Source organism: Micromonospora sp. URMC 103, from assembly GCF_051386435.1.
Taxonomy (GTDB): Bacteria; Actinomycetota; Actinomycetes; order Mycobacteriales; family Micromonosporaceae; genus Micromonospora.
Genome location: NZ_JBPQTR010000004.1, coordinates 103,703 through 128,788, shown reverse-complemented (window position 1 = coordinate 128,788; position 25,086 = coordinate 103,703). Strand labels below are relative to the sequence as shown.

At 74.3% G+C, this 25,086-nt stretch carries 27 protein-coding genes and 1 riboswitch; of the genes, 11 read left to right on the top strand and 16 right to left on the bottom strand.

Going from position 1 to position 25,086, the window contains the following annotated elements; genetic code table 11:
• The first annotated feature begins 5 nt into the window (after positions 1-5).
• Both ACSNOA_RS04185 and ACSNOA_RS04180 read left to right on the top strand, forming a co-directional pair.
• A complete protein-coding gene (locus ACSNOA_RS04185; RefSeq protein WP_436656448.1) occupies positions 6-1,595 on the top strand; it encodes a sensor histidine kinase in 1,590 nt (529 codons plus the stop codon).
• Positions 1,592-2,275 carry a response regulator gene (locus tag ACSNOA_RS04180; RefSeq protein WP_436656446.1) on the top strand — a complete coding sequence of 228 codons (684 nt, stop codon included), beginning with the start codon at positions 1,592-1,594 and terminating at the stop codon, positions 2,273-2,275. Before ACSNOA_RS04185 ends, ACSNOA_RS04180 begins: the two co-directional genes overlap by 4 nt.
• Here ACSNOA_RS04180 and ACSNOA_RS04175 read toward each other — a convergent pair.
• Positions 2,230-3,048 (bottom strand): cytochrome c oxidase assembly protein, encoded by an 819-nt coding sequence (locus tag ACSNOA_RS04175; protein ID WP_436656444.1) that lies wholly within the window; start codon positions 3,046-3,048, stop codon positions 2,230-2,232. The genes ACSNOA_RS04180 and ACSNOA_RS04175 overlap by 46 nt on opposite strands.
• Positions 3,045-3,494 (bottom strand): DUF2243 domain-containing protein, encoded by a 450-nt coding sequence (locus ACSNOA_RS04170; protein WP_436656442.1) that lies wholly within the window; start codon positions 3,492-3,494, stop codon positions 3,045-3,047. The genes ACSNOA_RS04175 and ACSNOA_RS04170 overlap by 4 nt, the downstream gene beginning before the upstream one ends.
• Positions 3,495-3,653: 159 nt before the next feature.
• Between ACSNOA_RS04170 and ACSNOA_RS04165 the strand changes: the two genes are divergently transcribed.
• The 4 genes from ACSNOA_RS04165 to ACSNOA_RS04150 all read left to right on the top strand — a co-directional run bounded on the left by ACSNOA_RS04165 (position 3,654) and on the right by ACSNOA_RS04150 (position 7,308).
• A complete protein-coding gene (locus ACSNOA_RS04165) occupies positions 3,654-4,904 on the top strand; it encodes a DUF2786 domain-containing protein (protein ID WP_436656440.1) in 1,251 nt (416 codons plus the stop codon).
• Positions 4,905-5,052: 148 nt separating this feature from the next.
• Entirely contained in the window at positions 5,053-5,409 is a 357-nt protein-coding gene (locus tag ACSNOA_RS04160) for a YciI family protein (protein ID WP_436658308.1), read from the top strand.
• Positions 5,406-6,662, top strand: coding sequence for an RNA polymerase sigma factor (locus ACSNOA_RS04155; protein ID WP_436656438.1), 1,257 nt, complete (start codon positions 5,406-5,408; stop codon positions 6,660-6,662). Before ACSNOA_RS04160 ends, ACSNOA_RS04155 begins: the two co-directional genes overlap by 4 nt.
• A gap of 10 nt (positions 6,663-6,672) precedes the next feature.
• Positions 6,673-7,308, top strand: a complete 636-nt coding sequence (locus ACSNOA_RS04150) for a dihydrofolate reductase family protein (RefSeq protein ID WP_436656436.1) — start codon at positions 6,673-6,675, stop codon at positions 7,306-7,308.
• Positions 7,309-7,357: 49 nt separating this feature from the next.
• Here ACSNOA_RS04150 and ACSNOA_RS04145 read toward each other — a convergent pair whose 3' ends face one another.
• From ACSNOA_RS04145 to ACSNOA_RS04110, 8 genes are all read right to left on the bottom strand, one after another.
• On the bottom strand, positions 7,358-8,821 hold the full coding sequence (locus ACSNOA_RS04145) for an alpha/beta hydrolase (protein ID WP_436656434.1): 1,464 nt from the start codon (positions 8,819-8,821) through the stop codon (positions 7,358-7,360).
• 109 nt (positions 8,822-8,930) lie between these two features.
• A complete protein-coding gene (locus ACSNOA_RS04140) occupies positions 8,931-9,200 on the bottom strand; it encodes a hypothetical protein (protein WP_436656432.1) in 270 nt (89 codons plus the stop codon).
• Between the two features lie 5 nt (positions 9,201-9,205).
• Positions 9,206-9,550 carry an ArsR/SmtB family transcription factor gene (locus ACSNOA_RS04135; RefSeq protein ID WP_436656430.1) on the bottom strand — a complete coding sequence of 115 codons (345 nt, stop codon included), beginning with the start codon at positions 9,548-9,550 and terminating at the stop codon, positions 9,206-9,208.
• Positions 9,551-9,668: 118 nt separating this feature from the next.
• Entirely contained in the window at positions 9,669-10,199 is a 531-nt protein-coding gene (locus ACSNOA_RS04130; protein ID WP_436656428.1) for a hypothetical protein, read from the bottom strand.
• Between the two features lie 160 nt (positions 10,200-10,359).
• Positions 10,360-10,533, bottom strand: coding sequence for a CsbD family protein (locus tag ACSNOA_RS04125; protein WP_436656426.1), 174 nt, complete (start codon positions 10,531-10,533; stop codon positions 10,360-10,362).
• 194 nt (positions 10,534-10,727) lie between these two features.
• On the bottom strand, positions 10,728-12,992 hold the full coding sequence (locus ACSNOA_RS04120) for a heavy metal translocating P-type ATPase (RefSeq protein ID WP_436656424.1): 2,265 nt from the start codon (positions 12,990-12,992) through the stop codon (positions 10,728-10,730).
• An 11-nt stretch (positions 12,993-13,003) separates the two neighbouring features.
• Positions 13,004-13,981 (bottom strand): hypothetical protein, encoded by a 978-nt coding sequence (locus tag ACSNOA_RS04115; RefSeq protein ID WP_436656422.1) that lies wholly within the window; start codon positions 13,979-13,981, stop codon positions 13,004-13,006.
• A gap of 30 nt (positions 13,982-14,011) precedes the next feature.
• Entirely contained in the window at positions 14,012-14,221 is a 210-nt protein-coding gene (locus ACSNOA_RS04110) for a heavy-metal-associated domain-containing protein (protein WP_436656420.1), read from the bottom strand.
• 145 nt (positions 14,222-14,366) lie between these two features.
• On the opposite strand from ACSNOA_RS04110, the gene ACSNOA_RS04105 reads away from it, so the two are divergent.
• From ACSNOA_RS04105 to ACSNOA_RS04095, 3 genes are all read left to right on the top strand, one after another.
• Complete coding sequence (locus ACSNOA_RS04105) at positions 14,367-14,663, top strand: metal-sensitive transcriptional regulator (RefSeq protein WP_043719477.1); 297 nt, start codon at positions 14,367-14,369, stop codon at positions 14,661-14,663.
• Between the two features lie 384 nt (positions 14,664-15,047).
• Entirely contained in the window at positions 15,048-16,412 is a 1,365-nt protein-coding gene (locus ACSNOA_RS04100) for a YibE/F family protein (RefSeq protein WP_436656418.1), read from the top strand.
• A 166-nt stretch (positions 16,413-16,578) separates the two neighbouring features.
• A riboswitch (cyclic di-AMP (ydaO/yuaA leader) is annotated at positions 16,579-16,709 on the top strand.
• Between the two features lie 4 nt (positions 16,710-16,713).
• The gene (locus tag ACSNOA_RS04095) at positions 16,714-17,730 is read left to right on the top strand and encodes a coiled-coil domain-containing protein (RefSeq protein ID WP_436656416.1); all 1,017 of its coding nucleotides are present in this window, start codon (positions 16,714-16,716) and stop codon (positions 17,728-17,730) included.
• A 70-nt stretch (positions 17,731-17,800) separates the two neighbouring features.
• Here the strand turns inward: ACSNOA_RS04095 and ACSNOA_RS04090 are convergent, their stop codons facing one another.
• Positions 17,801-18,511: a carbonic anhydrase gene (locus tag ACSNOA_RS04090; protein WP_436656414.1), complete on the bottom strand. Its 711-nt coding sequence runs from the start codon at positions 18,509-18,511 to the stop codon at positions 17,801-17,803.
• Positions 18,512-18,742: 231 nt separating this feature from the next.
• On the opposite strand from ACSNOA_RS04090, the gene ACSNOA_RS04085 reads away from it, so the two are divergent.
• Both ACSNOA_RS04085 and mycP read left to right on the top strand, forming a co-directional pair.
• Positions 18,743-19,087, top strand: a complete 345-nt coding sequence (locus ACSNOA_RS04085; protein WP_436656412.1) for a helix-turn-helix transcriptional regulator — start codon at positions 18,743-18,745, stop codon at positions 19,085-19,087.
• Between the two features lie 144 nt (positions 19,088-19,231).
• Complete coding sequence (gene mycP / locus ACSNOA_RS04080; RefSeq protein ID WP_436656410.1) at positions 19,232-20,479, top strand: type VII secretion-associated serine protease mycosin; 1,248 nt, start codon at positions 19,232-19,234, stop codon at positions 20,477-20,479.
• 195 nt (positions 20,480-20,674) lie between these two features.
• Here the strand turns inward: mycP and ACSNOA_RS04075 are convergent, their stop codons facing one another.
• From ACSNOA_RS04075 to ACSNOA_RS04055, 5 genes are all read right to left on the bottom strand, one after another.
• Positions 20,675-22,018, bottom strand: coding sequence for a WXG100 family type VII secretion target (locus tag ACSNOA_RS04075; protein ID WP_436656408.1), 1,344 nt, complete (start codon positions 22,016-22,018; stop codon positions 20,675-20,677).
• A 16-nt stretch (positions 22,019-22,034) separates the two neighbouring features.
• On the bottom strand, positions 22,035-22,571 hold the full coding sequence (locus tag ACSNOA_RS04070; protein WP_436656406.1) for a hypothetical protein: 537 nt from the start codon (positions 22,569-22,571) through the stop codon (positions 22,035-22,037).
• Between the two features lie 34 nt (positions 22,572-22,605).
• A complete protein-coding gene (locus ACSNOA_RS04065) occupies positions 22,606-24,219 on the bottom strand; it encodes a S8 family serine peptidase (protein ID WP_436656404.1) in 1,614 nt (537 codons plus the stop codon).
• Between the two features lie 79 nt (positions 24,220-24,298).
• Complete coding sequence (locus tag ACSNOA_RS04060; protein WP_436656402.1) at positions 24,299-24,586, bottom strand: WXG100 family type VII secretion target; 288 nt, start codon at positions 24,584-24,586, stop codon at positions 24,299-24,301.
• A 28-nt stretch (positions 24,587-24,614) separates the two neighbouring features.
• Positions 24,615-24,923, bottom strand: coding sequence for a WXG100 family type VII secretion target (locus ACSNOA_RS04055; protein WP_436656400.1), 309 nt, complete (start codon positions 24,921-24,923; stop codon positions 24,615-24,617).
• Positions 24,924-25,086 lie beyond the last annotated feature (163 nt).

Here is a 25,086-nt window from a genome sequence, read left to right as displayed (position 1 = left end):
GAGACATGACCGGACGGAAGTGGAGCATCGCCGGGCAGCTGTTCGCCCTCCAGGTCGTGGTGGTCACGCTCCTGGTCGCGGCGGCCACGGCGGGCGTCGCGCTGGTCGCCCGGGCGGACGCCAGCGACGCGGCCCGCAAGGAGGTGCTCGCCGTCGCCGAGACCATCGCCCGGTCGCCGACGGTCGCCGCCGCGCTGCGCTCCCCCGACCCGTCCGCCACGCTCCAGCCGTACGCCGAGTCGATCCGGCGCGCGACGCGTACCGACTTCGTGGTGGTGATGGCCCCCGACCGCACCCGCTACTCGCACCGGGACCCGGCCCAGATCGGCCGGCCGTTCATCGGCGAGATCGAGCCGGCGCTGGCCGGGCGGCCGATCACCGTGGTCAACACCGGCACCCTCGGCGAGTCGGTCCGGTCGGTGGTGCCGGTACGCGACACCGACGGCACGGTGGTCGGACTCGTGTCGGTCGGCATCACCACCGAGGCGATCAACCGGGAGCTGCTGGAGAAGTCCCCCGTCCTGCTCCTCGCCACCGCCGCCGCGCTGGCCCTCGCCGCCGCCGGCTCCTGGCTGCTCAGCCGTCGGCTGCGCCGGCAGACCCACGGCCTCGGCCCGGCCCAGATCACCCGCATGTACGAGTACTACGACGCGGTGCTGCACTCGGTGGGCGAGGGCCTCGTGGTGATCGGCCCGGACCGGCGGATCGCCCTCATCAACGACGAGGGGCGGCGTCTGCTCGGCCTGCCCGCCGACGCACCGCTGGTCGACCGGCCGGTGGCCGAGGTGGACCTGCCCGCCGCCCTCACCGAGCTGATCACCACGGAGCAGGCAGCCCGGGACGAGCTGATCCTGACCGCCGACCGCGCGCTGGTGGCCAACCTCCGCCGGACCGGCACCGACGGGCGGGCCATGGGCACCGTGCTGACCCTGCGGGACCACACCGACCTGCGCGCCCTCACCAGCGAGCTGGACTCGGTGCGGGGGCTCACCGAGGCGCTCCGCTCGCAGGCGCACGAGGCCGCGAACCGCCTGCACACCGTGCTCACCCTGGTCGAGTTGGGCCGCACCGAGGAGGCCGTGCGGCTGGCCACCGAGGAGCTGGCGCTGGCCCAGCAGCTCACCGACGAGGTCGTCGGGGCGATCACCGAGCCGGCGCTGGCCGCCCTGCTGCTCGGCAAGTCGGCCCAGGCCGCCGAGCGCGGCGTCGAGTTGACCGTCGACCCGGCCTCCCACCTCGACGTGGGCACCCTGCCCGTCGGGGACCTGCTCACGGTGGTGGGCAACCTGGTCGACAACGCGCTGGAGGCGGTCGCCGCGGGAGAGCCGCCCCGCCGGGTACGCGTCCACGTCGCCGAGACGGCGGGCGAGGTGCTCGTCGAGGTGACCGACAGCGGCGCCGGGCTGCCGCCGCAGCGGGTGGCCGACGCGTTCCGCCGGGGCTGGTCGACCAAGGCGAGCGGCCGCGGTCTCGGGCTCGCCCTGGTCGGCCAGGTGCTGGCCCGGCACGGCGGCCGGCACGAGGTGGCCGCCGCGGCCGACGGCGGGACCGTGTTCCGGGTGCGGCTGCCGGTGCCCGCGGAGCAGCCGTCGTGAGCGAGATCCGGGTGCTCGTCGTCGAGGACGAGGAGTTGATCGCCGAGGCGCACCGCGCGTACACCGAGCGCGTGCCCGGCTTCCGGGTGGTCGGGGTGGCGCACACCGCCCAGGACGCGCTGCGCGTGCTGCGCCGCACCGGGGCGGACGCGGTCGACCTGGTGCTGCTCGACCTGCACCTGCCCGACGTGCCCGGCCTGGAGGTGTGTCGGGCCATGCGGGCCGCCGGCAGCGACGCCGACGTCCTCGCGGTCACCTCGGCCCGGGACCTCGCGATGGTGCGCGCCGCCGTGGCGCTCGGGGTGACCCACTACCTGCTGAAGCCGTTCACCTTCGCGGCCTTCCGCGACAAGCTGGAGCGGTACGCCGAGTACCGGCGTCAGACGTCGGCGGGCGGGGCGGTGGCCGCCCAGCACGAGGTGGACCGCATGTTCGCCACCCTGCGCGGGACCGCGCCGGGCACCCTGCCCAAGGGGCTCGGCGCGCAGACCCTCGACACCGTGCTGGAGGTGCTGCGTCGCCGGCCCGGGCTCTCCGCGTCCGAGGTGGCCGAACGCACCGGCATGTCGCGGGTCACCGCTCGCCGCTACCTGGAGCACCTGGCCGACACCGGCCGGGTCACCCGCACCCCGCGCTACGGCACGCCCGGCCGGCCCGAAATGGAGTACCGGCCGACCTGACCGGCGGGTGGTGCCGGTACGCGCGCCGCCCCGCGGCGGTACCACCACGCGAACAGCGCGACGGCGAGCAGCAGTTCGGCGAGGTCGCCTCCGTAGTACATGAGTCGGGCGGCCGCGTGCAGCGCGTCGACGTCCCGTTCGCCGAGCGCCGGCGGGAGCGTCTCGGCGTGGGCGTAGAGGAACTTGGCGAGCACGGAGTGCCCGGCCGCCGCCACGAGCAGCGCGCCCGCGCGTACCGGCAGGCCGGGCCGGCGGGGCGCCGGGTCGGGGCCGACCACCGACCACGCGAACAGGTACCCGGCGAGCAGGTAGTGCAGGTGCAGGCCGTGGTGCAGCCACGGGTTGCCCTCCGCGGCGGCGTACAGCGGCGTGAGCAGCACCAGCCAGAGCCCGCCCGTGCTGAGCAGCGCCGCCGTGGCCGGGTGGGCCAGCAGGTGCACGGGACGGGCACGCAGCACGCGCCCGACCGCCCGGCGCAGCCCCGGCGGGGCGACCCGCAGCAACAGGGTGACGGGCGCACCGAGCGCCAGCGCGAGCGGCGCGAACATGCCGAGCAGCAGGTGCTGGGCCATGTGACCGGGCGGTCCGGCGGGGAGCAGGCCCGGTGGGCCGAGGGCGACCGCCAGCAGGGCGCAGCCGGTCAGCCAGGCGAGCGTCCGGCGGCGCCGCCAGCCCCGCCCGTCGCGGGTCACCGCGAACAGGTAGCCGCCGGCGAGCAGGGCGACCGCTACGAGCGGCGCCGTGTGCGACCCGGTGCCCACGAGCGCCGTCACCGCGCGCGGGCGCGCGCCGGCCGCGACCAGGCCCGCCAGGTGAGCACCGCACCGATCACGAGCAGCAGCGCGCCGCCCACGTTCCAGACCACGTCGTACGGCAGCAGGTGCACCCCGTAGCGGATCTGGTGCAGCCGCAGCACCTTGTGGTCGACGATGCCGTCGAAGATCTGGAACGCCCCGGCGCCCAGAAGGAAGCCACCCCACGCCGCCCGGGTCGCCAGCACGCCACGCCGGCGCAGGTCCGCGTACCAGAAGAAGCCGCCCACGAGGGCCAGCAGCGAGGCGGCGTGCAGCAGCCCGTCGGAGAACAACGCCACGGAGGTGGTGGACCGGTCGTAGAAGTGGTGCCACCCCAGCAGCTGGTGGAAGACGATCTCGTCGACGGCGGCCATCACGGCGACGCCGATCACCGCGCCGGCGCCCGTCGACCGCCGATCGTCCATCGCGTACCCCGCTCCAGCTCGTCTCCGGCACGGAACTACCCCGAACCCGACGCGCCATGCTTCCGTGGCCCTCCGCTCCACCCGTGCGCGGACGCGAATCGGTGGCGGGCAGAATCCCTGGTGGCGGCACCGGGCCCGCCAGCGAAGGGGGGCGACGCCGTGCCGGACGCCGACGAGCTGATCGCCGACGCGGTGGCGGCGGTACGCGGCACCGACGTACGCCTCGCGGAGCGGCAGCTCGACCGGCTCGTGGTCGGCGCGGACGCGGCGGACGGCGCCGCGGCCGTGGACGCGGCGCTGCTGCGGCGCCTGGTCCGGGACGTGGCACGGCTCTGGCCGCGCGGCTGGCAGCCCGCCGACCTGGCCCGCGTCGCGAACCGCCGGCTCGGCGCCCGGCCGGCGCGGCTGCTGCGCGACGCCGTGGCCGCCCAGCGGCGTGACCTGCCGGGCCCGGTCCCGGCATGGTGGGACGACCAGCTGCGCGACCTGGACGCCCGCGTGTGGTGGGACGACGACCTGCGGTACCTCGCCGCGTGGGCGTCCCGGGAGGCGGTGGACCGGGTAACCGCGCTGCGCGACGCCGTCGAGGCGCTCGCGCTGCTGGCGGGGCTGCCGCCGATCGCCGTGCTCCGGCCGCCACCCGGATCGCCGGGGAGCACCCTGCCCGGCCGGGCGGGCGGTGGCGGTGGCTCCCGGATCCTCGACCGCGTCCGGGCGCTGCTCGCCAAGGCGGAGTCGACGACCTTCCCGGCCGAGGCCGAGGCGCTGACCGGCAAGGCGCAGGAGCTCATCACCCGACACCGCCTCGACGAGGCGCTGCTCGCGGCCACCGAGCAGCCGCGCGACCGGCCCGGCGGGGTGCGGCTCGACACCGACGCCCCGTACGCCGGGGCCAAGGCGCTGCTCGTGCAGGAGGTCGCGGCGGCGAACGGATGCGAGTCGGTCTGGTCCGACGACCTCGGGTTCGCCACGGTACTGGGCTGGCCGGACGACCTGGCCGCCGTCGAGCTGCTCTACACCTCCCTGCTCGTGCAGGCCATGGCCGCGATGCTGCGCGGCCGGGGCGAGCGGCGGGCGGCCGGTGGACGGCGCACCCGGGGCTACGACGAGTCGTTCCTCAACGCGTTCGCCCTGCGGATCGGGGAGCGCCTGCGCGCCGTCAGCGAGACGGCGAACCGGCGGGCCGCGGAGGCGGCCGGCGCGGAGCGTCTGCTGCCGGTGCTCGCCGCGCGGGGCGAGGCCGTGCGGGAACGCATGGAGACGTTGTTTCCCGGGGTCACCCGGACGCGGCTGACGGTCCGGGACGCGGAGGGCTGGGCCTCCGGCACGTCGGCCGCCGACCGGGCGTCGCTGGACGTGGGTGGCGCCGGCCCGGGTCGGGAGGTCCGCGGCCGGCGCGGACGCCGCTGACCGTCACGGCGTGGCCGGCCCCGTGCCGGCAAGATTTCTGGGATTTTTCTTCGGTCGGGTGTAGGGCGCGGGGCGTCGGCTCCGACCCCTCGGTGAGCCGCGCCGCTGACCGGCGCGACCTGGACGCGAGGAGCACGTCGTGAAGTACATGCTGTTGATCTGGAACCGGCCCGGTTTCGTCGAGGAGCTGACCGAGCAGGATCGGGTGGCCCTCTTCGGCGAGGTCGACGAGATCATGAAGGAGCTGTCCGAGTCCGGCGAGCTGGTGGGCGGGCAGGCGCTCGCCGACCCGTCCCAGACCCGTACGGTCCGGCTGGCGGGCGGGCACCCGGAGGTCGTCGACGGGCCGTTCCTGGAGAGCAAGGAGCAGTTCGCCGGATACCTCGCGGTCGACTGCGACACCCCGGAGCGGGCGGCCGAGATCGCGGCGCGTTGGCCCGACGTCCGGTACGGCGGCGTCATGGAGGTCCGCCCGATCATGGACGAGGCCGGGACGGAGATGTGACCGGCGGGGCGCGCGAGGTCGAGGAGCTGCTGCGCACCCTGGCACCGCAGGTCCTCGGCCTGCTCGTCCGCCGGCACGGCCAGTTCGACCGGTGCGAGGACGCGGTCCAGGAGGCGCTGCTCGCCGCCGCCCTCCAGTGGCCCGGGCAGGGTGTGCCGGAGAACGCCCGCGCCTGGCTGCTCACGGTCGCCACCCGCCGGCTCACCGACGAGTGGCGCAGCGAGCGCGCCCGCCGGGACCGCGAGGTCGCGGTGGCGGTTCGGGAGCCGGCGTACGCCCTGGTGGCGCCACCGGCGGACGCGGAGCCGCCGGCCGGCGACGACACCCTGCGGCTGCTCTTTCTCTGCTGCCACCCGGCGCTGGCCCGGTCGGCGCAGGTGGCGCTGACGCTGCGGGCGGTCGGCGGTCTGACCACCGCGCAGATCGCCCGGGCCTACCTGGTGCCGGAGGCGACGATGAGCCAGCGGATCCGTCGGGCGAAGCAGCGGATCGAGGCGACCGGTGCCCGTTTCACCATGCCGTCGCCAGCCGAGCGGGACGAACGCCTGGGCGCCGTGCTCCAGGTGCTCTACCTGGTCTTCAACGAGGGGTACACCGCCTCCAGCGGACCCGACCTGCACCGGGCCGAGCTGACCGGCGAGGCCATCCGGCTGACCCGGATGCTGCACGAGCTGCTCCCCCACGACGGCGAGGTGACCGGGTTGCTCGCGCTGATGCTGCTCACCGACGCGCACCGGGCGGCGCGGCTCGGCCCCGGCGGGGAGCTGGTGCCGCTGGCCGAGCAGGACCGCACCCGCTGGGACCGGGCGGCCATCGAGGAGGGGGTCGCCCTGGTCACCGAGGCGTTGACCTGGTCCGCGCCCGGCCCGTACCAGCTCCAGGCCGCGATCGCGGCCGTACACGGCGAGGCGCCGTCGGCCGCCGAGACGGACTGGCCGCAGATCCTCGCGCTCTACCGGCTGCTGGCCCGGGTCGCGCCGAACCCGATGGTCACGCTGAACCAGGCGGTCGCCGTGGCCATGGTGGACGGCCCGCGGGCCGGCCTCGCCCTCCTCGCGCCGCTCGCGGAGGACGACCGCACGGCGGGGCACCATCGGCTCGCCGCCGTACGCGCGCACCTGCTCGAACTGGCCGGCGACATCGGGGCGGCCCGGGAGGCCTACCTGGCCGCGGCGAGGGGCACCACGAGCCTCCCCGAACAGCGCTACCTGAAGCTGCGGGCCGCCCGGCTCGCGGCCACCGACTCATCATGAGGACGGACGCATGAGCATGGTGACAAGCCAACTGTCGATCTCGCTCGACGGCTACGTGGCGGGGCCGGAGCAGAGCCTCCAGGACCCGCTCGGCCGGGGCGGCGAGCAGCTGCACGAGTGGGTCGTCGGCCTGGAGAGCTGGCGGGCGCAGCACGGGCTGTCCGGCGGCGAGCCCGGCGTGGACGCCGACGTCGTCGAGGAGGCGACCCGGGGCGTCGGCGCGTACGTCATGGGGCGACGGATGTTCGGCGGCGGCGACGGGCCGTGGGACGAGACGTGGCGCGGCTGGTGGGGCGACGAGCCACCCTTCCACGTCCCCGTCTTCGTGCTCACCCACCACCCGCGCGAGCCGCTGGCGATGGCCGGCGGCACCGAGTTCCACTTCGTGACGGGCGGCGTCCACGCGGCGCTCGACGCGGCCCGGAAGGCGGCGGGCGACGGGAAGGTCGCGATCGCCGGCGGGGCGAGCACCGTCCGGCAGTACCTGACGGCCGGTCTGCTCGACACCCTCCAGCTGCACATCGTCCCGATCGTGCTCGGGGCCGGCGAGCGTCTCCTCGACGACGTCGGCGACGTCCGGCTCGAACAGGCCGCGGTGGTCGCCGGGCCGACCGTCACCCACGTCACCTACCGGGTGCTGCGGTGAGGCGCCCGGCCGCCGGACGAGCCGGCGGCCGGGCCGCTCAGCGGGCCTGTCAGGCGGCGGGAGCCACCGCCGGGCACCACGTGCCCCGGGCCGGCGTCACCGCGTCGACCAGGTACCGGTCGATCGCCCGGGACATGCAGGTGCTGGTCGTGTAGCTGCCGTGCCCCCAGCCCTCGTACGTCAACAGCACGCCGTGTCGGCCGAGCTGGCGGGCCACGGTGGTCGCCCAGTTGTAGCCGCTCGCCGGGTCGTGCCGGGTGCTGGCGAGCAGCAGCGGCACGTCGGTGCGCACCCGGAGCCGGTGCTGCGGGTTCGCGACGGGCGTCGGGGTGCCCAGGCAGGTCGACAACGCGAAGACGGCCTGGGGGTACCGCAGATCGGGCGCGAGCCGCGCCATGCGGCGAAGGTGCTCCGCGTACTCCCGGTAGTCGCGCACCGGGAGCGACCAGTCCTGGCAGAAGACCGCGAAGGGATAGGGGCTGGCCTCCGGGGGCGCGGCGGCGGCGCGTGTGGGCGTCACCCGCGCCGACTCCATGGCCCGGATGTCCTCCGCGAGCCGCGCCCACTCCGGCTCGTAGAACGCGCGCTGCGCGAGCCGGCTGAGCAGGAACGGCGTCAGCAGCGCGCCGGGGTGGTCGAGGTCGGGGAGCTCACCCCGTTCGGCACGGGCCCGCAGGCCGGCCCACGCGGCGCGCACGTCCCGCCCGTGCAGGGCGCACTGCGGCGCCGAGGCGCACCAGGTTACGAACTCGTCGAACGAGTCCTGCGCGGTCACGGCCTGCGTGTCCAGGAAGGAGCGGGTCTCCCGGCTGTGGTCGACCACGCTCTCCAGCACCATGGCTCGTACGCGGTGCGGGAACAGCTCCGCGTACTGGAGGCCGAGCAGGGTGCCGTACGAGCTGCCGTGGAAGGTCAACTTCGGCTCGCCCAGGGCGGCGCGGATCGCGTCCAGGTCCCGTGCCGCGCTGGCCGTGTCCACGTGGTCGACGAGCGGCCCGGTGCGCGCCCGGCAGTCGGCGCGCAGCCGCGCGTTGCCGGCCAGCGTGGCGGCGAACTCCGCCTGGTCGGCGATCACCTGCGGCTGCGCGGCGAGCAGGCTCGTGGCGCACACGACCGGATGGCTGCGGCCGGTGCCGCGCGGGTCGAAACTGACGATGTCGAACCGGCGGGGCAGGTCCTCCCCGAACCGCTGCATGCCGGTCAGCACCCGGTCCACACCGCTGTCACCGGGACCGCCGGGCCCGAACACCAGCGAGCCGGCCCGGGCCTCCTTGTCGGGGGCGGCCCGTCGGGCGAGCGCCAGGTCGAACCGCTCCCCGTCCGGGTGGTCCCAGTCGACGGGGACGGACAACGTCCCGCAGTCCGCGGTGGCGTCCTGTTCGCAGGGGTGCCAGGTGATGGTCCGATCGGGCGACGGGCGGGCCGCGGCGGCGGGTGGTCCACCGGCGCCGACCAGCGCGACGACCGTCGCGGCCGCCAGCGTCCAGCCGACGGATTTGCGTACGAGCAGCACGAGATGCTGTCCTCTCCTCGAAGGGGCATTGCGGGAAGAACTCGCCCGTGGGCGAGGTGATGCTGCTTCCACCCGGGCCGTCGAGTTGCCCCTCGACGGCCCGGGGCGTCTAGTCGACGTCGCGCAGGACGCGTTCCAGCGCGGTCATCCGGTCCTCCATCGCCCCCAGCCGGCCGTCCAGGGCCGCCAGCAGGCGCTCGTTGCTCTCCTGGAGCCGGACCGTTGTCTCGGCGAGGTGGCGGTACTCCTCCTCGCGGATTCCGGCGAACCGGGCCCGCCGGGTCTTGGCGAACTGCACCACGGACACGGTGAACACGCTGATGAGCAGCGCGAAGATGCCGAACGCCCCGACCACCTCGGCCCAGTCGTGGTCGCTCATGCCGCTCACCGCTCGTCTCCGTGCGGGTCGGCGCTGTCCGGCGGGGTCAGCGTCCGCGCCGCGTCCGCGATGGCGTCCGGGGTGAGCCGGAGCGCGAACGGTTCCACCTCGTAGTACTTCATTGCCTTCCCGTCCTCCGACAGCTCCAGGTGGGCGGACACGAGGCCGGCCGCCGTCAGCTTCCGCAGGTGGACCTGCAGGAGCGCACGGCTGATCCCGAGATCCCGGGCGAGCCGGCTCACGTACGCCCGCTCCCGGGCCAGCGCGGCGATCACCCGCATCCGGTGGGGATTGGCCAGGGTGGCCAGCACCCGGACCAGGTCGTCTCCCGACAGCGGGTCATCACTCATGACGAGCCCTTGCACATGCAAACGAAAGTTAGCGGGTCTGCGGCCACCGTGAACAGAGCCACGGCCGTGATCAAGGGTCCGGTCAGGGTTGGCACCCAGGGGTGGCGGCGCCGCGCTCTCAGGGGCGGCAGTCCCGCATGAGGGTGGCCGGGATGTCGGTGTACGTCTCGGCGAGCCAGGCGGTGGGGCGCTCGGCCCGGGCGCCGGCGTCGATCCGGTCGGCCGTGCCGGCGACCAGCGTCCGGATCTCGCGGTCCTGCGCCCGCCGCGCCTGCGCGTCCACCTGGTCGGCGAGATCGGCAAGGGTCTCCCGGAGCTGGGCGGTGATCTGCTCGCCGGTCAGCTTCCGCTCGGTGGCCGCGGTCGAGTCCGCGGCGATCTTCCGGCTGGCGTCGAGAAGGAGCCGGTCGACGGCCTCGCAGACCTCGACGGTGTTGGCGGCCGTCACCGGGGACGGGCTCGTGGTGGGCGTGGCCGTCGAGGCGGATCCGGTGGGCGCGGGCGTCCCGGACTCCGCGCCGATGGGCGCCGGCGCCCCGGACTCCGCGGCGGTCGGCGTGCCGTCACCGGACGCCTGGCATCCGGCGAGCAGCGCCACCAGCAGGACGCCGCTGGCGGCGCGCCGGCCGGTCGACGTGGGCTGGGGCATGGTCCTCTCCCGTTCGTGGTGGGCGTCCCCCGCGCGGCCCGTCCGTGCGTACCTCGCCCTGCCAACGATCCGGCTTCGGGGCGGGACACGTCGGATCGGCGACCCGGGCGACAGCACGCCGGGCCGGTGGAGACCGGCCCGGCGTGCGTACGGTGTGCGGTCAGCTCTTGAAGGCGTCCTTCACCTTCTCGCCGGCCTGCTTGAGGTTCGCGGCGGCCTGGTCGTTGCGCCCCTCGGCCTCCAGCCGCTCGTCGTCGGTGGCCCGGCCGGTGTGCTCCTTGACCTTGCCCGCCGCGTCCTCGGCAGCGTTGCTGATCTTGTCATCGATACCCATGACGAACCTCCTTGGAAACGCCGCTACGTCCCGAGGGATACCCCGCCCGCGCGCCGGTCAATCGGGCGTCGACAAACGTCGTCTCCTCGTGTGACGGCGGTCGCTCCCGGTGGTTGGCGTCGGCTCCTCCGGGGAAGGAATGTCTCGAGATCGTTCTGCCCCAAACTCCACGATCATCGAAGCGGGGCCGGGTCTCAGGCCGGATCCGTCGCGCGGAAGCGGCGGAGGCGGAGGCTGTTGGCGACCACGAAGACCGAGGACAGCGCCATGGTGGCGCCGGCGATCATCGGGTTGAGCAGCCCGGCCGCGGCCAGGGGCAGCGCCGCCACGTTGTAGCCGAACGCCCAGACCAGGTTGCCCCGGATCGTGTTCAGCGTGCGCCGGGCGAGCCGGATGGCGTCCACCGCGGCCGTCAGGTCGCCCCGCACCAGGGTCAGGTCGGAGGCCTCGATGGCCACGTCCGTCCCGGTGCCCATGGCCAGGCCGAGGTCGGCCCGGGCCAGCGCGGCGGCGTCGTTCACGCCGTCGCCGACCATGGCCACGACCCGCCCCTCCCGCTGCAGGCGGGCGACCACGTCCACCTTGTCGGCCGGCAGCACCTCGGCGATCACCTCGTCGATGCCGACCTCGGCGGCCACCGCGCGGGCGACCGTCTCGTTGTCGCCGGTGAGCAGCACGGGGCGCAGGCCGAGGTCACGCAGCCGCGCCACGGCGGCCCGGCTGGTCGGCTTGACCACGTCGGCGACCGCGAGCACGCCCCGGGCCCGCCCGTCCCAGCCGGCCAGCACGGCCGTCCGACCCGCGGCCTCCGCGCCGGTCGCCGCCCGCTCGACCTCCGGGGGTACGTCGTACCCGCGATCGCGCAGCAGCCGGAGCCGGCCGACGAGTACGGCGCGCCCCTCGACGGTGCCGCGCACGCCGAGCCCCTCCACGTTGGCGAAGTCGGAGACCGGGGGCAGTGCGCCGGTGGCGGCGGCGCCGGTGGCCACCGCCCGGGCGATCGGGTGCTCGGAGGCGGCCTCCAGCGCACCGGCCAGGCGGAGCAGGTCGTCGGCCCCCGTGCCGTCGGCGGGCAGCACGTCCACGAGGGTCATCCGGCCGGTGGTCACGGTGCCCGTCTTGTCGAGCACCACGGTGTCGACCTTCCGGGTGTTCTCCAGGACCTCCGGCCCCTTGATGAGGACGCCGAGCTGCGCGCCGCGGCCGGTGCCGACCAGCAGCGCGGTCGGCGTGGCCAGCCCGAGCGCGCACGGGCAGGCGATGATCAGCACCGCGACCGCCGCCGTGAACGCGGCCGTCGGGCCCGCTCCCGTGCCGAGCCACCAGCCGAGGGTGGCCACCGCCAGCGTGATGACGATCGGTACGAAGACACCGGAGATCCGGTCGGCCAGCCGCTGCACGGCCGCCTTGCCGCTCTGGGCCTGCTCGACGAGGCGGGCCATCTGCGCGAGCTGGGTGTCCCCGCCCACGCGGGTCGCGGTGACCACCAGACGGCCACCCGCGTTCACGGTCGCGCCCACCACGGTGTCGCCCGGGGCCACCTCGACCGGCACGGACTCGCCGGTCAGCATGCTGGCGTCGACCGCGCTCGTGCCCTCCTCGACCACCCCGTCGGTGGCGATCTTCTCGCCGGGTCGTACGACGAACCGGTCGCCCACGGCGAGCTGGTCGACCGGGATGCGGGTCTCCACGCCGCCGCGCAGCACGGCGACGTCCCGCGCGCCCAGTTCGAGGAGGGCACGCAGCGCGGCGCCGGCGGTCCGCTTGGAGCGGGCCTCGAAGTAGCGGCCGGCGAGGATGAACACGGTCACCCCGGCCGCCGCCTCGAGGTAGATGTTCCCGGCCCCGTCGGAGCGGGTGATGTCGAATCGGAACGCGTGGGTCATGCCGGGCATCCCGGCGTCACCGAGGAAGAGCGCCCAGAGCGACCAGCCGAACGCCGCGAGGGTGCCCACCGAAACGAGGGTGTCCATGGTGGCGGCGCCGTGCCGCAGGTTGACCAGCGCGGCCCGGTGGAACGGCAGGCCACCCCAGACCACGACCGGGGCGGCCAGGGTCAGCGACAGCCACTGCCAGTAGTCGAACTGCCAGGCCGGGACCATGGCCAGCACGATCACCGGCACGGTGAGCGCCACGGAGACCCGGAGCCGGGTCCGCAGCGTACGCAGTTCGTCGACGGGCGTCTCGGCCGCCGCCGCACCGGCCGGCGCGGGCGGGGGCGGCACCACGGCCGTGTAGCCGGTCTTCTCCACGGTGGCGATCAGCTCGTCCGGGGTGACGTCGTCGGCGTACCGGACGGTGGCCTTCTCGGTGGCGTAGTTGACGCTGGCCGACACGCCCTCCATCCGGTTCAGCTTCTTCTCGATGCGCGCCGCGCAGGAGGCGCAGGTCATGCCGCCGATGGAGAGCTCGATCAGGTTCGGTGCCGTCGGCAGCGGCGTGCTGCTGGTCGTGGTCATCACGGCTCCCGTCAGTTGTGCCCGTGGCCGGGCGTGCCGTGGCCGGCGTCGCCGGTCGGGGCGGGTGCGCTCGGGGTGGCGGGCGTCGGGCCGGAGGGCGCCGCGGCGCCGGCCACGACGGTGAACTCCGCGGTGTGCACGGCGCCGCCGTGCTTGAAGTCCAGGTAGAGCCGGTAGGTGCCGGTCGAGGGCACCTCGGCGAGGAAGGTCACCGCCGGGCCGGGCGGGGTCCGCCCGTCGCCGGGCGCGCCGTCGGGGTGCACGTGCAGGTACGCGAGGTCGCCCTGGCGCAGCGCCACCAGGTGGCCGTACGCCCCGAGGTAGGGCTCCAGGTCGGTGACGGGTGTCCCGTCGCGGCTGACCGTCACCGTCAGCTCGGCCGTGCGCCCGGGCTGCGGGTCGCCGGCCAGCGTCACCGTGTAACCGTCGACCGTCGTGGTGGTCGCGGGCGCGGGCAGTGGCCAGTCGGTCAACGCCCCCGGCACCGTCACGTCGACGCCGAGCGTCAACGGGCCGGCGCCCGTGGGGGTGAAGTCGGCGAACACCCGCCACACGCCGGGCTCCCCGAGCGGGGAGGCCACGCGCCAGGTGCCGTCCGGCCCCAGCTCGGGGTGCACGTGCCGGAAGCCGGAGAGGTCGCGCCGCGCCACGATCAGGTGCATGCGCCTGTCGTGCGCCACGTCGTACGCCGTGACCGGCGTGCCGTCGGGGCCGGTGATCCGGAAGGCGAACTCGCCGGCCGGGGCGCGGACCGGCGTCAGGGTGTAGCCGCGGTCGGAGACGAGCAGGCCGCCCGGCAGGTGCCCGGCGGCACCCTCGGTGCCGCCGTGGCCGGATTCGGTGGTGGCGCCGTGGCCGGGGCCGGCGGTGTCGTCGTGGCGGGACTCGGCGGGGGCCACGGGGCCGGCCACCCGGCCGACCCCGTACGCCGCGCCGAACACCGCCGCGAGGCCGAGGGCGAAGGCGCTCAGCTTCATCGTGGTGTTCATGGTGGGACCTCCCACGGGCTCAGGCGCCGGTCACTCCTCGACGAGGTCGTAGCCGGCCTCGTCGACGGCGGCGCGCACGGACGCGGTGTCCAGCGGGTTGTCACTGGTGACGGTGACCCGGCCGCTGGCCAGGTCGACCTGGACGTCGTCGACGCCCGGAATGGCGCCCACCTCGGCGCTCACCGCGCTCACGCAGTGGCCGCAGGTCATGCCCTGCACCTGGTACGTCGTGGTGACCATGGATCTCTCCCTCCACCACCCATCCTATACCCCCCAGGGGTAATAGGAGGGCGGACTCCTGCCGTTGGTGGTGCCCATACCGGGTGGGGGTATCGGCACCACGAGGAACGTACCATACCCCCTGGGGGTACGCTATCCTTACGGCATGACCACACCGACTCCGATCCGCGGTTACACCGCCAGCAAGGATCAACTGCTCGCGCGGCTACGGCGCGTCGAGGGGCAGGTGCGCGGCGTCGAGAAGATGGTCGACGAGGATCGCTACTGCATCGACGTGCTCACGCAGATCTCCGCCATCCAGGCCGCGCTCGACAAGGTCGCGCTCGGGCTGCTCGACGGGCACGCCCGCCACTGCATGCACGAGGGGGCCGCCGAGGGCCGCGCCGACGAGATGGCGACCGAGATGATGGCCGCCGTCGGCCGCCTCATGAAGCGCGGCTGACCCCGGGCGCCGCACGCCGGGACAGCTCGACCGGCGTGTCACCGACACCCGGGCACCGCGGCGTGCGCGTGGCCCGACTCGACCGACGTGCCCGACGTGCCCGGCCGGCGACACCTGCCCGTGCGACCTGCGACGGGAGGTGCGCCTGGTTAGCATTCCCACGATGGCTCCCCGGATCCCGCGCCGCCCGGCCCGCCCACGCCGCCGGGCACCCGCGGTGTCCGCCTGCGGCGACCCGGGTGGCCCCGCCGGCCCGTCGGCGACCCCCGGCCGGCCGGCCATCCCGGGGTCGCGCGAGGCGCCTCCGGTGCGGGTCGCCCCACCCGGCTAAACCGATCGCCCCGCCGGCACGTACCCCGCCCCGGAATCGTTGGGAGACTCGCATTGGGCGCCGACCACACCCGTCCCGCGCCGTCCGCCCCGCCCGGGGTACGACGGATCCTCGTCGCGGCGGTGGTCCCCCTCGTCCTGGCCACGGTGGTCGCAGCCCTGCTGCTGTGGCCTCGGGACACGCCGGAGCCGATCGGCGGGGCCGAAACGCCGCGCCACCACGGCACCGTCACCCGCGTGACGACCGAGGCGTGCCCGCCCGCGCCCGAGCAGCCGGAGGGGACACCCGGGACGGGCCCGCAGCGCTGCGGCACCGTGGGCGTACGCGTGGAGAGCGGCCCGGCCGCCGGCCGGCAGGTCGAGACGCCCGTCCCGGCCGGGCCGGGAGCGCCGACGGTCGAGGTCGGCGACGAGGTGATCCTCGTGGAGTTGACCGATCCGGCCGACCCCTCGTCGGCCCTGTGGAACATCGCCGAACACCAGCGCGGCGCGTCACTGATCTGGCTGGCGGTGGTCTTCGCCGCCGCGATCGTCGCGTTCGGCCGGTGGCGGGGGCTGGCCGCGCTCGCCGGCCTCGCCGCGAGTTTCGCCATCCTGCTCGTCTTCGTGCTTCCCGGCATCAGCGCGGGTCGCAACCCGCTGCTCGTCGCGGTGGTGGGCGCGGCCCTGATCATGTTCGTGGTGCTCTATCTGACGCACGGTGTCACCGCGCAGACCTCGGTGGCCGTGCTCGGCACCCTGGGCAGCCTGGTGCTCACCGGGCTCCTCGGCACCGTGGCCACCGCCGCCACCCACCTGACCGGCTTCGGCAGCGAGGACGCGACCACGCTGTCGATGTTCCGGTCCGACGTGGACCTGCACGGCCTGCTGCTGGCCGGCATCATCATCGGCTCGCTCGGCGTGCTCGACGACGTGACGGTCACCCAGGCCGCGACGGTCACCGAACTGGCCCACGCGAACCCGACCCTCTCCCGGCTCCAGCTGTACCGGGCCGCGACCCGGGTCGGGCGCGCGCACATCGCGTCGACCGTGAACACCATCGTGCTCGCGTACGCCGGCGCGTCACTGCCGCTGCTGCTCCTGCTCACCGCCGACTCCCGCCCGGTCACGCAGATCCTCACGAGCGAGTTCATGGCCCAGGAGATCGTCCGCAGCGCGGTCGCCACGCTGGGCCTCATCGCCGCCGTACCGCTGACGACCGGCCTGGCCGCCGTGGTGACCGCGGCCGGCCGCCACGTCGCCGCACCAGAGGCCCACGATCCCGCGCCGGCTCCGGCCGCCCGACCGGCTCCCGACCCGGCCGAGACGTTGGAGGCGCTCGCCTCCTCCCGACCCGGCCCGCGCCGCACCGCGACACCGCCCCACGCCGCCCCCGGCGCGTGGCCCGAGTCCGACAGGAGCACGGACAGCGCATGGTGACACTCCTCAGCGTGAGCACGCCGGCCCGACCGGCTGCCGATCGCGTCACTCCCTACCCAGCGTTATGGCGAAATGACGCTTTTGGTCGGCATCCGGGCGTAGATCCCCGGGAGCACTCTCGGGTAACCTCGCCGTCGGTCACCGCCGAAGGCGCGCAGCGGCGCCTGCGGGGCCACCGCCCAATCGCCACCCGGCGAGCCGGGAACCCAGGTACCCGGGGTGAATCCGCGCGAGCGGTAGGGGCCACTTCCGCCCCGAACCCGTCAGCTAACCCGGTCGGCGGTCGACGGAAGGGAACACTGTGACGGCACCCCTACGCCGCTGGTTGACACCCGTGGTGGCCGTGATCGCCGCCTGCACCGTGCTCGTCGGGCCGGTCCCGGTGTCCGCGGCACCCAAACCGCCCACCCCGTCCGGGCACGAGGACGACGATCCTCCCCTCATCAACGACGTCATCGAGGCGACGAACCGCAACTACTCGGCGGCCAAGAGCAAGCTCGACAAGTCCAAGAGGCGCCAGGCCGAGCTGACCCTCGAGGTGAAGAAGGCGCAGTCCGAGTTGGACGCGCTGGCGCCGCAGATCAGTGAGATCGCCGCCCAGTCGTACCGGACCGGCCGGATCGGCGCGGTGGCCGTGCTCCTGGGCAGCGACACGCCGGACTCGTTCGTCGAGCGGGCGACCGGCCTCGACGAGCTCAACATGGTGAACTCGGAGAAGCTGGCCCGGATCAACGAGGTGAAGAACCGCGCCGAGCTCGCCAAGCTGGCGATCGACACCGAGGTACGCGAGCAACAGAAGCAGACGGCCATCATGGCCAAGCAGAAGCGCGAGGCCGAGAAGGCCCTGGCCCTGGTCGGTGGGCAGGGATTCACCGGCGGCCTCGTGTCGGCCACCTCCCCGGTCGCGCGGGTGGGCCCCGGCCGGACCGCCGACGGCGACTGGAAGCCCGAGTCGTGCAGCGAGGACGACCCCACCACCTCCGGGTGCATCACCCCCCGCACGCTGCACGCGTACAAGGAGGTCAAGCGGGCCGGCTTCAACCGGTTCGTCGGCTGCTACCGACCGGGCGGCCCGTGGGAGCATCCGAAGGGCCGGGCCTGCGACTGGTCGCTGCAGAAGAGCGGTTTCTCGCCGTGGCACAACAACGACACCCGGATGTACGGCAACAACGTCGCCGCCTTCCTCATCCGCAACGCCGACCGGCTCGGCATCTACTACGTGATCTGGAACCGGCAGATCTGGTTCCCGGCCACGGGCTGGAAGTCGTACAGCGGGCCGTCGAACCACACCGACCACGTGCACATGTCGCTGCTGTAGCGGGCGAGCACGCCGCACGAGGGCCGTTCCGCACCGCGCGGGGCGGCCCTCGTCGCGTACGTGGTGGCGGTCAGACCGCCGGAGCGGAGTCGGCCGCGAGCACGCCGGCCGCCGCCACCTGGCGGACCTCGCCGGCCGCCAGCCGGTACGACATGCCGACCACGGCGCACCGCCCGGCCGCGACCTCGTCGGCCAGCACGGAGGAGTTGCCCAGCAGGGCCTCGACGGTCTGCGCGATGTGGATGTCGACGATCCCGTCGATGTCGTCCACACCCTCGGCGGCGGCCCGGGTCAGGCTCGGCACCACGGCGTCCACCACGGCGCCGAGGTGGCCGGGCGGCCGCGTGCCGGTGGCGACCGCCTCCCGCGCCGCCCGCACCGCACCGCACGAGTCGTGCCCCAGCACCACGACGAGCGGCGTACGCAGCACGGTGACCGCGTACTCGACGCTGCCCAGCACCTCGGGCCCCGAGGTGTGCCCGGCGGTGCGGACCACGAAGAGGTCACCGAGGCCGCGGTCGAAGATGATCTCGGCGGCGAGGCGGGAGTCGGAGCAGCCGAGGATCACCGCGAACGGATGCTGCCCGCCGGCGAGGGCGGCGCGGTGTCCGGCGTCCTGATTCGGATGGCGCGGCGCGCCGGCCACGAAGCGGCCGTTGCCGGCCACCAGTTCGGCGAGGGCCTGCTCAGGCCCGGGCGCCGGCGGAGCCACGACCGCATCCGCGGGTCCGTGCTTCCGCTGTGCTCCCGGGTGCGTCTCGGCCGATCCCGCTCCGCTCATACCCCGACCTCTGCTCTCCACGTCGCTGCTGCTGGCGGTGCCCGGGCTGGTCACCGGAGTGTCCCTGCGGCCAGGGGTCGCAGGCTGTGACCAACGGTCACACCCGGTGCAAGACACGTCAAGGTATACGTGATTTGCGTTTCAGGTATTCGAAGCCCGGCGACGGGCGGGGGTCGCGGGCGGGCCCGCGCGGGCATCGAGAACGCCGCCGAGCGGCCGGCGGCCCCTACGATGGCGGCCATGGCGACGAGCGAGAGCGGGTACGAAAGCGGCCGCTACTGGACCTTCCTCACGAACCACGCACACGTGCTGCTCGCCATCGCCCGCAACCCCACCGCCCGGCTGCGCGACGTGGCGGACGAGGTGGGCGTCACCGAGCGGGCCGCGCAGGCGATCGTCACCGACCTGGAGACGGGCGGCTATCTCAGCCGCACCCGGGTGGGCCGGCGCAACGAGTACACGATCAACCCGTCCGGCCGGTTCCGCCACCCCGCCGAGGCGGACCGCGAGGTGGGCGCCCTGCTCGCGCTCTTCACCGAGCTACCCGCCGATCCACCTGCCGCCGACGGCCGGTAGCTCCCGAGCCGCGACCGGCACGGTCGCCGTGACGCCGCGGCCTCGCCGAGCCGCGGAGTTGACTCCGCCTGGGGTGCCGGGCGGATCGTGACGACGGACGCTCCCGTCACCGCGCGGCGGGCACGACGGCGGTAGTCTCACGGCGTGCGCGAGAGCTTGCGGCCGGAGGGGAACGAGGCGACCCGCCGCACCGGGCGCGTCGTCCGGACGGTCCTGTGTGGAGCGGTCAGCGTCCTGCTCGCCAGCGTCGCCGTGCCGCCGTCACCCGCGGTCGCCGCGCCCAAGTGCGGCCCGGCCGGCAACCCGCCGCCGACCGAGACGTCCTGGGCGCTGAGGCGGCTGGAGCCCTCGTCGGTCTGGCGGCTGTCCCGCGGGTCGGGCGTGACCGTCGCCGTCATCGACTCCGGCGTCTCGCCCAACCACCCGGTGCTCCAAGGGCAGGTGCGCGAGGGCGCCGACTTCAACGGCCTGCCGGCGAGCCAGGGACAGTGCGACCGCGTGGGGCACGGCACCATCGTGGCCGGCATCATCGCCGGGCGGGAGAACACCACCGTTCCGTTCACCGGCATCGCCCCGCAGTCCCGGATCCTGCCGATCCGGGTGCTGGAGGAGGAGCGCGCGCCCGACGACGAGGCGCTGCCCGGCGAGATCGCCAAGGCCATCCGCTGGGCGGTCGACCACGGCGCCGACGTCATCAACCTGTCCCTCGTGACCCTGCCCCGCCCGGAACTGGCCTCCGCCGTCGAGTACGCCCTCAGCAAGCGGGTCGTGCTCGTCGCCGCCGCCGGCAACCTGCAGAAGGACCAGCAGAACTACCTCGCCTACCCGGCCGCGTACCCCGGTGTCATCGCGGTGGGCGGCATGAACGAGCAGGGCGAGCACGTCGGCAGCTCGGTCAGCGGCAACTACGTCGACATCGCGGGGCCGGGCCTCAACATCGTCGGGCCAGCGCCGGGCGGGCCGGGTTACCTGTTCCGCGCCGAGGGCGGCACCAGCTTCGCCGCCGCGTACGTCTCGGGGGTCGTCGCGCTGGTCCGCGCCGCGCACCCGGATCTCACACCCCAGCAGGTCGCCGACCGGATCACCAGGACGGCGGACAACCCACCGGAGGGCCACAACGCCCAGATCGGGTACGGGATGGTCAACCCCTACCGGGCCGTGACCACGGTGCTCGGCACCCGGACCAACCCGCCGCTCGGCGCGATGCCCGTTCCCGCCGCCACGCCCGATCCCCTGGGCTGGCAGCGCGCCGTGGCGGTCTGGGTGGCCGTGGCCGGGGCGTTGCTCGCCGCCGTACTGCTCGCCGTCAAGCCGATCCTGATCCGGGGACGGCGGCGCGGTTGGCGTCCCGGGCGGCGCCCGACCAACGTCGACTCGCCCGTTCCGAACTAGCGGCTCGCGTTCTTGCCGCTGAAGTGGCCGTAGAGCACGGGTTGGCTGTATTCGACGCGCTCTAGCGTCGCTACGAGTCGCGCGCGGGCGAGCGGGGGCGCGGGCGAGCGCGACGTCGCAGGGCCGCGCCTCCGGATCAGCGGTGGAAAGGCACGCCGCCCGACCACGCGGGTCGGGCGGCGTCCGGTCGAGCGATCAGCGCAGGATGCCGGGCGTCCCGCCGTCGTCGACGCCCCACACGTCCTCGTCCTCTTCCAGCCAGGTGTTACGGGCGGACTCCTCCTCGCCGTAGCCGGCGCCGTGACCCCCGCCCATTCCGGCCATCCCGCCACGGGCACCCGCGCCACGGGCGCCCACACCGCCGCCCTTGGCTCCGGCGCCGCGACCGCCGGCACCCGCGCCACCCGCCATGCCGGGCATGCCCATCCCGGGCCGACCCGCGCCCATCCGGCCACCCGCGCCACGGCCACCGCCACCGGCGCCGGCCATGCCGCCGCCCATCATGGGCGGCATTCCGGGACTGACCGCCTTGCCCAACGCGCCGCCGCCCGGGATCGCCCCGGCGCCGCCGCCCAGGCCTCCCCCACCCAGGCCGGAGGTGCTGAGGCCGCTGCCCGAGCCGAGGCCGGACATGGTCCCCGTGCCGCCGCCGGCGCCCGCGAGACCGGTGCCGTAGTCGCCGGGCAGCCCGCCGGTGCTCGGGTACGCGCCGCCGCCACCGCCCCCGCCGCCCACGCCACCGGTGCTCGGGTAGTTGTTGGAGAGATCCGGGTGCGCGCCCGAGCCGATGCCCGGCGGCGTGCCGGTCTGAGGGAGGTCGCCGGTCTTCATGGTCGGCGTGTCGCCGATCCCCCCGGTCTTCGGCATGCCGCTGCCGATGTTCGGCACCGAACCGACGTTGCCCTTGTTGCCACCCCCGGTGTCCAGGTTGGGCACGTCGGGCCTGACGTTGTTCTGGTCGTATCCGCCCGTCCGGCCGGGCGCCTCCATGGTCCGGTCCCGGAAGTGGCCGTTGACCTCGTCGTAGACCTTGCGGGCCTCGCCCTCCTTGTCGGAGAACCAGCCGGTCACCCAGTCACCGAGCTTGCCCAACTGCTCGGCAGGCCAACTGCCCAGCAGGTCGGCCTTGACCCGGGTCTCGAACAGGCCGACGCCGAGCGTGATCTCGCCGTTCCGCGCGGCGAGAACGTCGCCGATGCAGGCCGCCGGGATGGGCATCTCGTTCTGCGCGGCCTCAAGCTGCCTCGCCGCGGTCTCCAACGTGGTGACGATGCTGACCTTGCCCCGGCCCGGCTTGTCGATGTCGTCCTGGAGGTTGCCCGTCTGCTTGGCCAGGCCCTCGATGTGCGTCTTGAACGCCTCGTACGCCGGGCCCTTCCAGACCGCGCCGAGGTCCTTGACGTTCTTTTCGAGGCTCTCCTTGACCTCGCCGAGGTTCTTGACCAGTTCCTTCCAGCCGAGAGCCGCGCTCTGGACGTCGGCCGGCCGGCCGGCCACGCACACCTCCCGGGCCATGTCCTCCCAGCTCTTGTCGCCCATCTCCCCGTCCCCCGCTCTACTGGTCGCCGTTGCCGCGTGCGGCGTTGGCGAAGGCCTGCTGCATCTCCTGCGCCGTCATGGCGTTGGCGCCCTCGGCGTTCTCGTAGTTGCGCTTGACCGTGCGCAGCGCGTCCGCGGCGTCGTACAGGCTGTCCGAGAGGCTGCGCAGCCCGCTCTCCGTGGAGGCGTACAACTGGCCGTGCTGCTTGGCCAGATCCTTCGCGGACTGGAAGGCGCCGAGCGGGCCCTCGCCCCCCATGCCCTGGTCACCGCCGAGCTTCTCCTTGATCTCGACCATGTTGAAGGAGAGCCGGTAGAGGTAGTTGGCGTGCGTCTCCAGCCAGTCGATGGCCGAGTCGAGGTTGCCCGCGTCCCACTCGGTCTTGACGCCCTCCTCGCCCTTGCCGGCCACCAGGCCGCTGGGCGTCTCGGCCTGACTCACCCCGACCTTGTCGTAGGAGACTCCCCGGACATCTCCGAGGTGGGGCATGGCCGGGTTGATGGGCATGTGGACCGGCAGGTCTATCTCCACCCGGTCGTTCTCGTCGCTCATCGCTGTCCTCCCCTGGCGCGGCTGAACGCTTCGATCACTGGCGCGTTTGCGGATCCGCCGGCGGCGCTCCGGGCGCCGCGGACGGTGGCGCGGGCGGCACGGCACCCGACGGACCGGGCTGGTGCGGCGGCCCGTACGGCGGCGCGGGCTGATTGGCCGGCGCCGGTGGATACGGCTGCTGCCCCGGCGGCGGGTACGGATACTGCCCGGGGGCCGGCGGGTGCGGCTGCTGGCCCGGCGCCGGCGGGTACGGGTGCGGCCCCGGTGCTGGCGGGTACGGGTGCGGCCCGGGTGCCGGCGGCCCGAACCCGGCGGGCGGCGCCGGTGTACCCGGCGGCGGGTAGGGCTGGTACGTCCCGGGCGGCGGGTACGCGCCCGGCGCGGAGCGCGCGCCCGACGGATACGAGCCCGGCGGCTGGATGCCGGACGGTGCCGCGGACCCCGCCCGACGGCGGGAGCGACGGTTCACCACGACGAGGACCACGATGACCGCCACCGCCACGAGCACGGCCAGCAGGCAGAGCATGATCTGGATGCCCGCGTTGTCGGCCAGCCCGATCGACACCGCCGGACCGTCGTCGCCCTTCTCGTCGGCGCCACCGACCGGCGTGCCCGGGCTGGCCGACCCGGAGGCGGGCGCGGCCAGCGGGTTCGCGTCGACGGCCGGTACCGAGCGGGTCAGTGCGGCGAGCACGTCGACCGAGCCGAAGCCGAACTCCGGATCCCGGCCCTCCGGGCCGCGGTCCCGCGCGGTGCGGACGAGCCGGTTCACCACGTTGGCGGCGTTCAGGTCCGGATAGCGGGCGCGGACCAGCGCGACGATGCCGGAGACGATGGCCGCCGCGTTGCTGGTCCCGTCGGAGACGAGGTAGCCGTTCGGCGAGGCCGCGGACGGGGCCGGGGCGATGATCCGCTCGCCGGGCGCGGAGATGACCATCGCGGGGCCGGTCACGGTGCCGTCCCAGAGCCCTCCGGACCGGGTGGCGCCGCCCACCGCTATGACGCCCGGGATGCTGGCGGGAACGGGGATCTCCGGGTAGCCGCTGTCCCGGTTGCCGCTCGAGGCGACGACCACCACGTCCTTGCTCAGCGCGTACCGGACCGCCTCGACCATCTCCGGGTCGTCGCCGTGCGCGCCGAGCGACACGTTCATGACCTTGGCGCCGGCGTCCACGGCCCAGCGGACCCCGGCCGGGGTCTCCTCGAGACCGTTCTCGCCCGGCCCGAGACCCACCGGAAGGATCTTCGCTTCCGGGGCGATGCCCAGTACGTGCATGGACCCGCCACCCCGGCCGGCGATGATGCCGGCCATCGCGGTGCCGTGCCCGGACTCGGTGTCCGGGTCCGTCCGACCGTCGGCGGCCGCGCCCGGGCCGAAGCCCCGCCCGCGCAGCACCTGCCCCCTGAGGTCGGGATGACCCGCGTCGACGCCACTGTCGATCACCGCCACGGTGACCCCGCGACCCTTCGTGAGCCGCTGCGCCTCGGGGATCTTGAGGGCGTCGAGATGCCACTGGAGGCCGCGCACGGTGTCGGCCGCACGCGCCGGGGCCGGCGCGGCCACCGGGCCGATGCCGACCGCGGCGACCAGCGAGAATGCGGCGCAGGCCGACCGGGTGACGGACCGAAGACGCTTCCGGGCAGGCATGACTTCCCCCATGGCGGTGTGAACTCGTAACGCACCACGGCTCCGGTCCGGTCGAACCGGACCGGAGCCGTGCGAACTGTCAGCTGCCGCCGCCCCAGACCTTGGAGTTGCTCATCTCGGTGGTCACGTAGTTCTCGCGGGCGATACCCACGGCGCCACCGATGTCGTTCAGGATCCGGTTGATGTCCCGGACCGCGGCGTCCCACTGGGCCTGGTGCTGCTCGTAGGAGTGGCGGTCCTCACCCTCCCACTGCAGCTTGGAGAGCATCTGGCGCAGCGTGTCCAGCTTCTCGTCGATGGTCTGCGAGATGCTCTGCATCTGGTGGTGGGCACTCTCGAGGACCGCGTAGTCAACCTTGATCGTCACGAATTCCTCCTCTGCTCCTGGTAGCGGGTCACGGGTTGAGAGCAGAGTGGAACTTGTCCAGCATCTGCTGCTGCTCTTCGTCGTTGACCTGGTGCGTCGTCCCCGACTTGTCGAGCAGGTCGGCAATCTCGTCCATCGCCGTCAGCAACTTCGCGGTGTCCTCGTTCCAGGTCCGCATGAGCGTCTGGAAACCCGTGGACGCCTGGCCCTTCCAGGCCATCGCCAGATCGTCGACCGCGTTCCACAGCTTCTTCAGCTCGCCGTCGACCTCGCTGCGCGTGGACCGCACGTCACTCGCGGCGGTATGCAGAGTCGCAGCTTCGACCTCGAACGCCATGCTTCACACCCTTCCGTCATTTTGTGGCGGCGGATCTGCCGCGCCCTCCCCCGCGGCAAGGCGAAACACCCCACCGACGGACACTCCTTCGAAGACCGTAGCGGAACGCGTCCAGCGCGCGCAGCCCTGCCCCGACGCCAATCGATGTCCCACAGTGGACCCG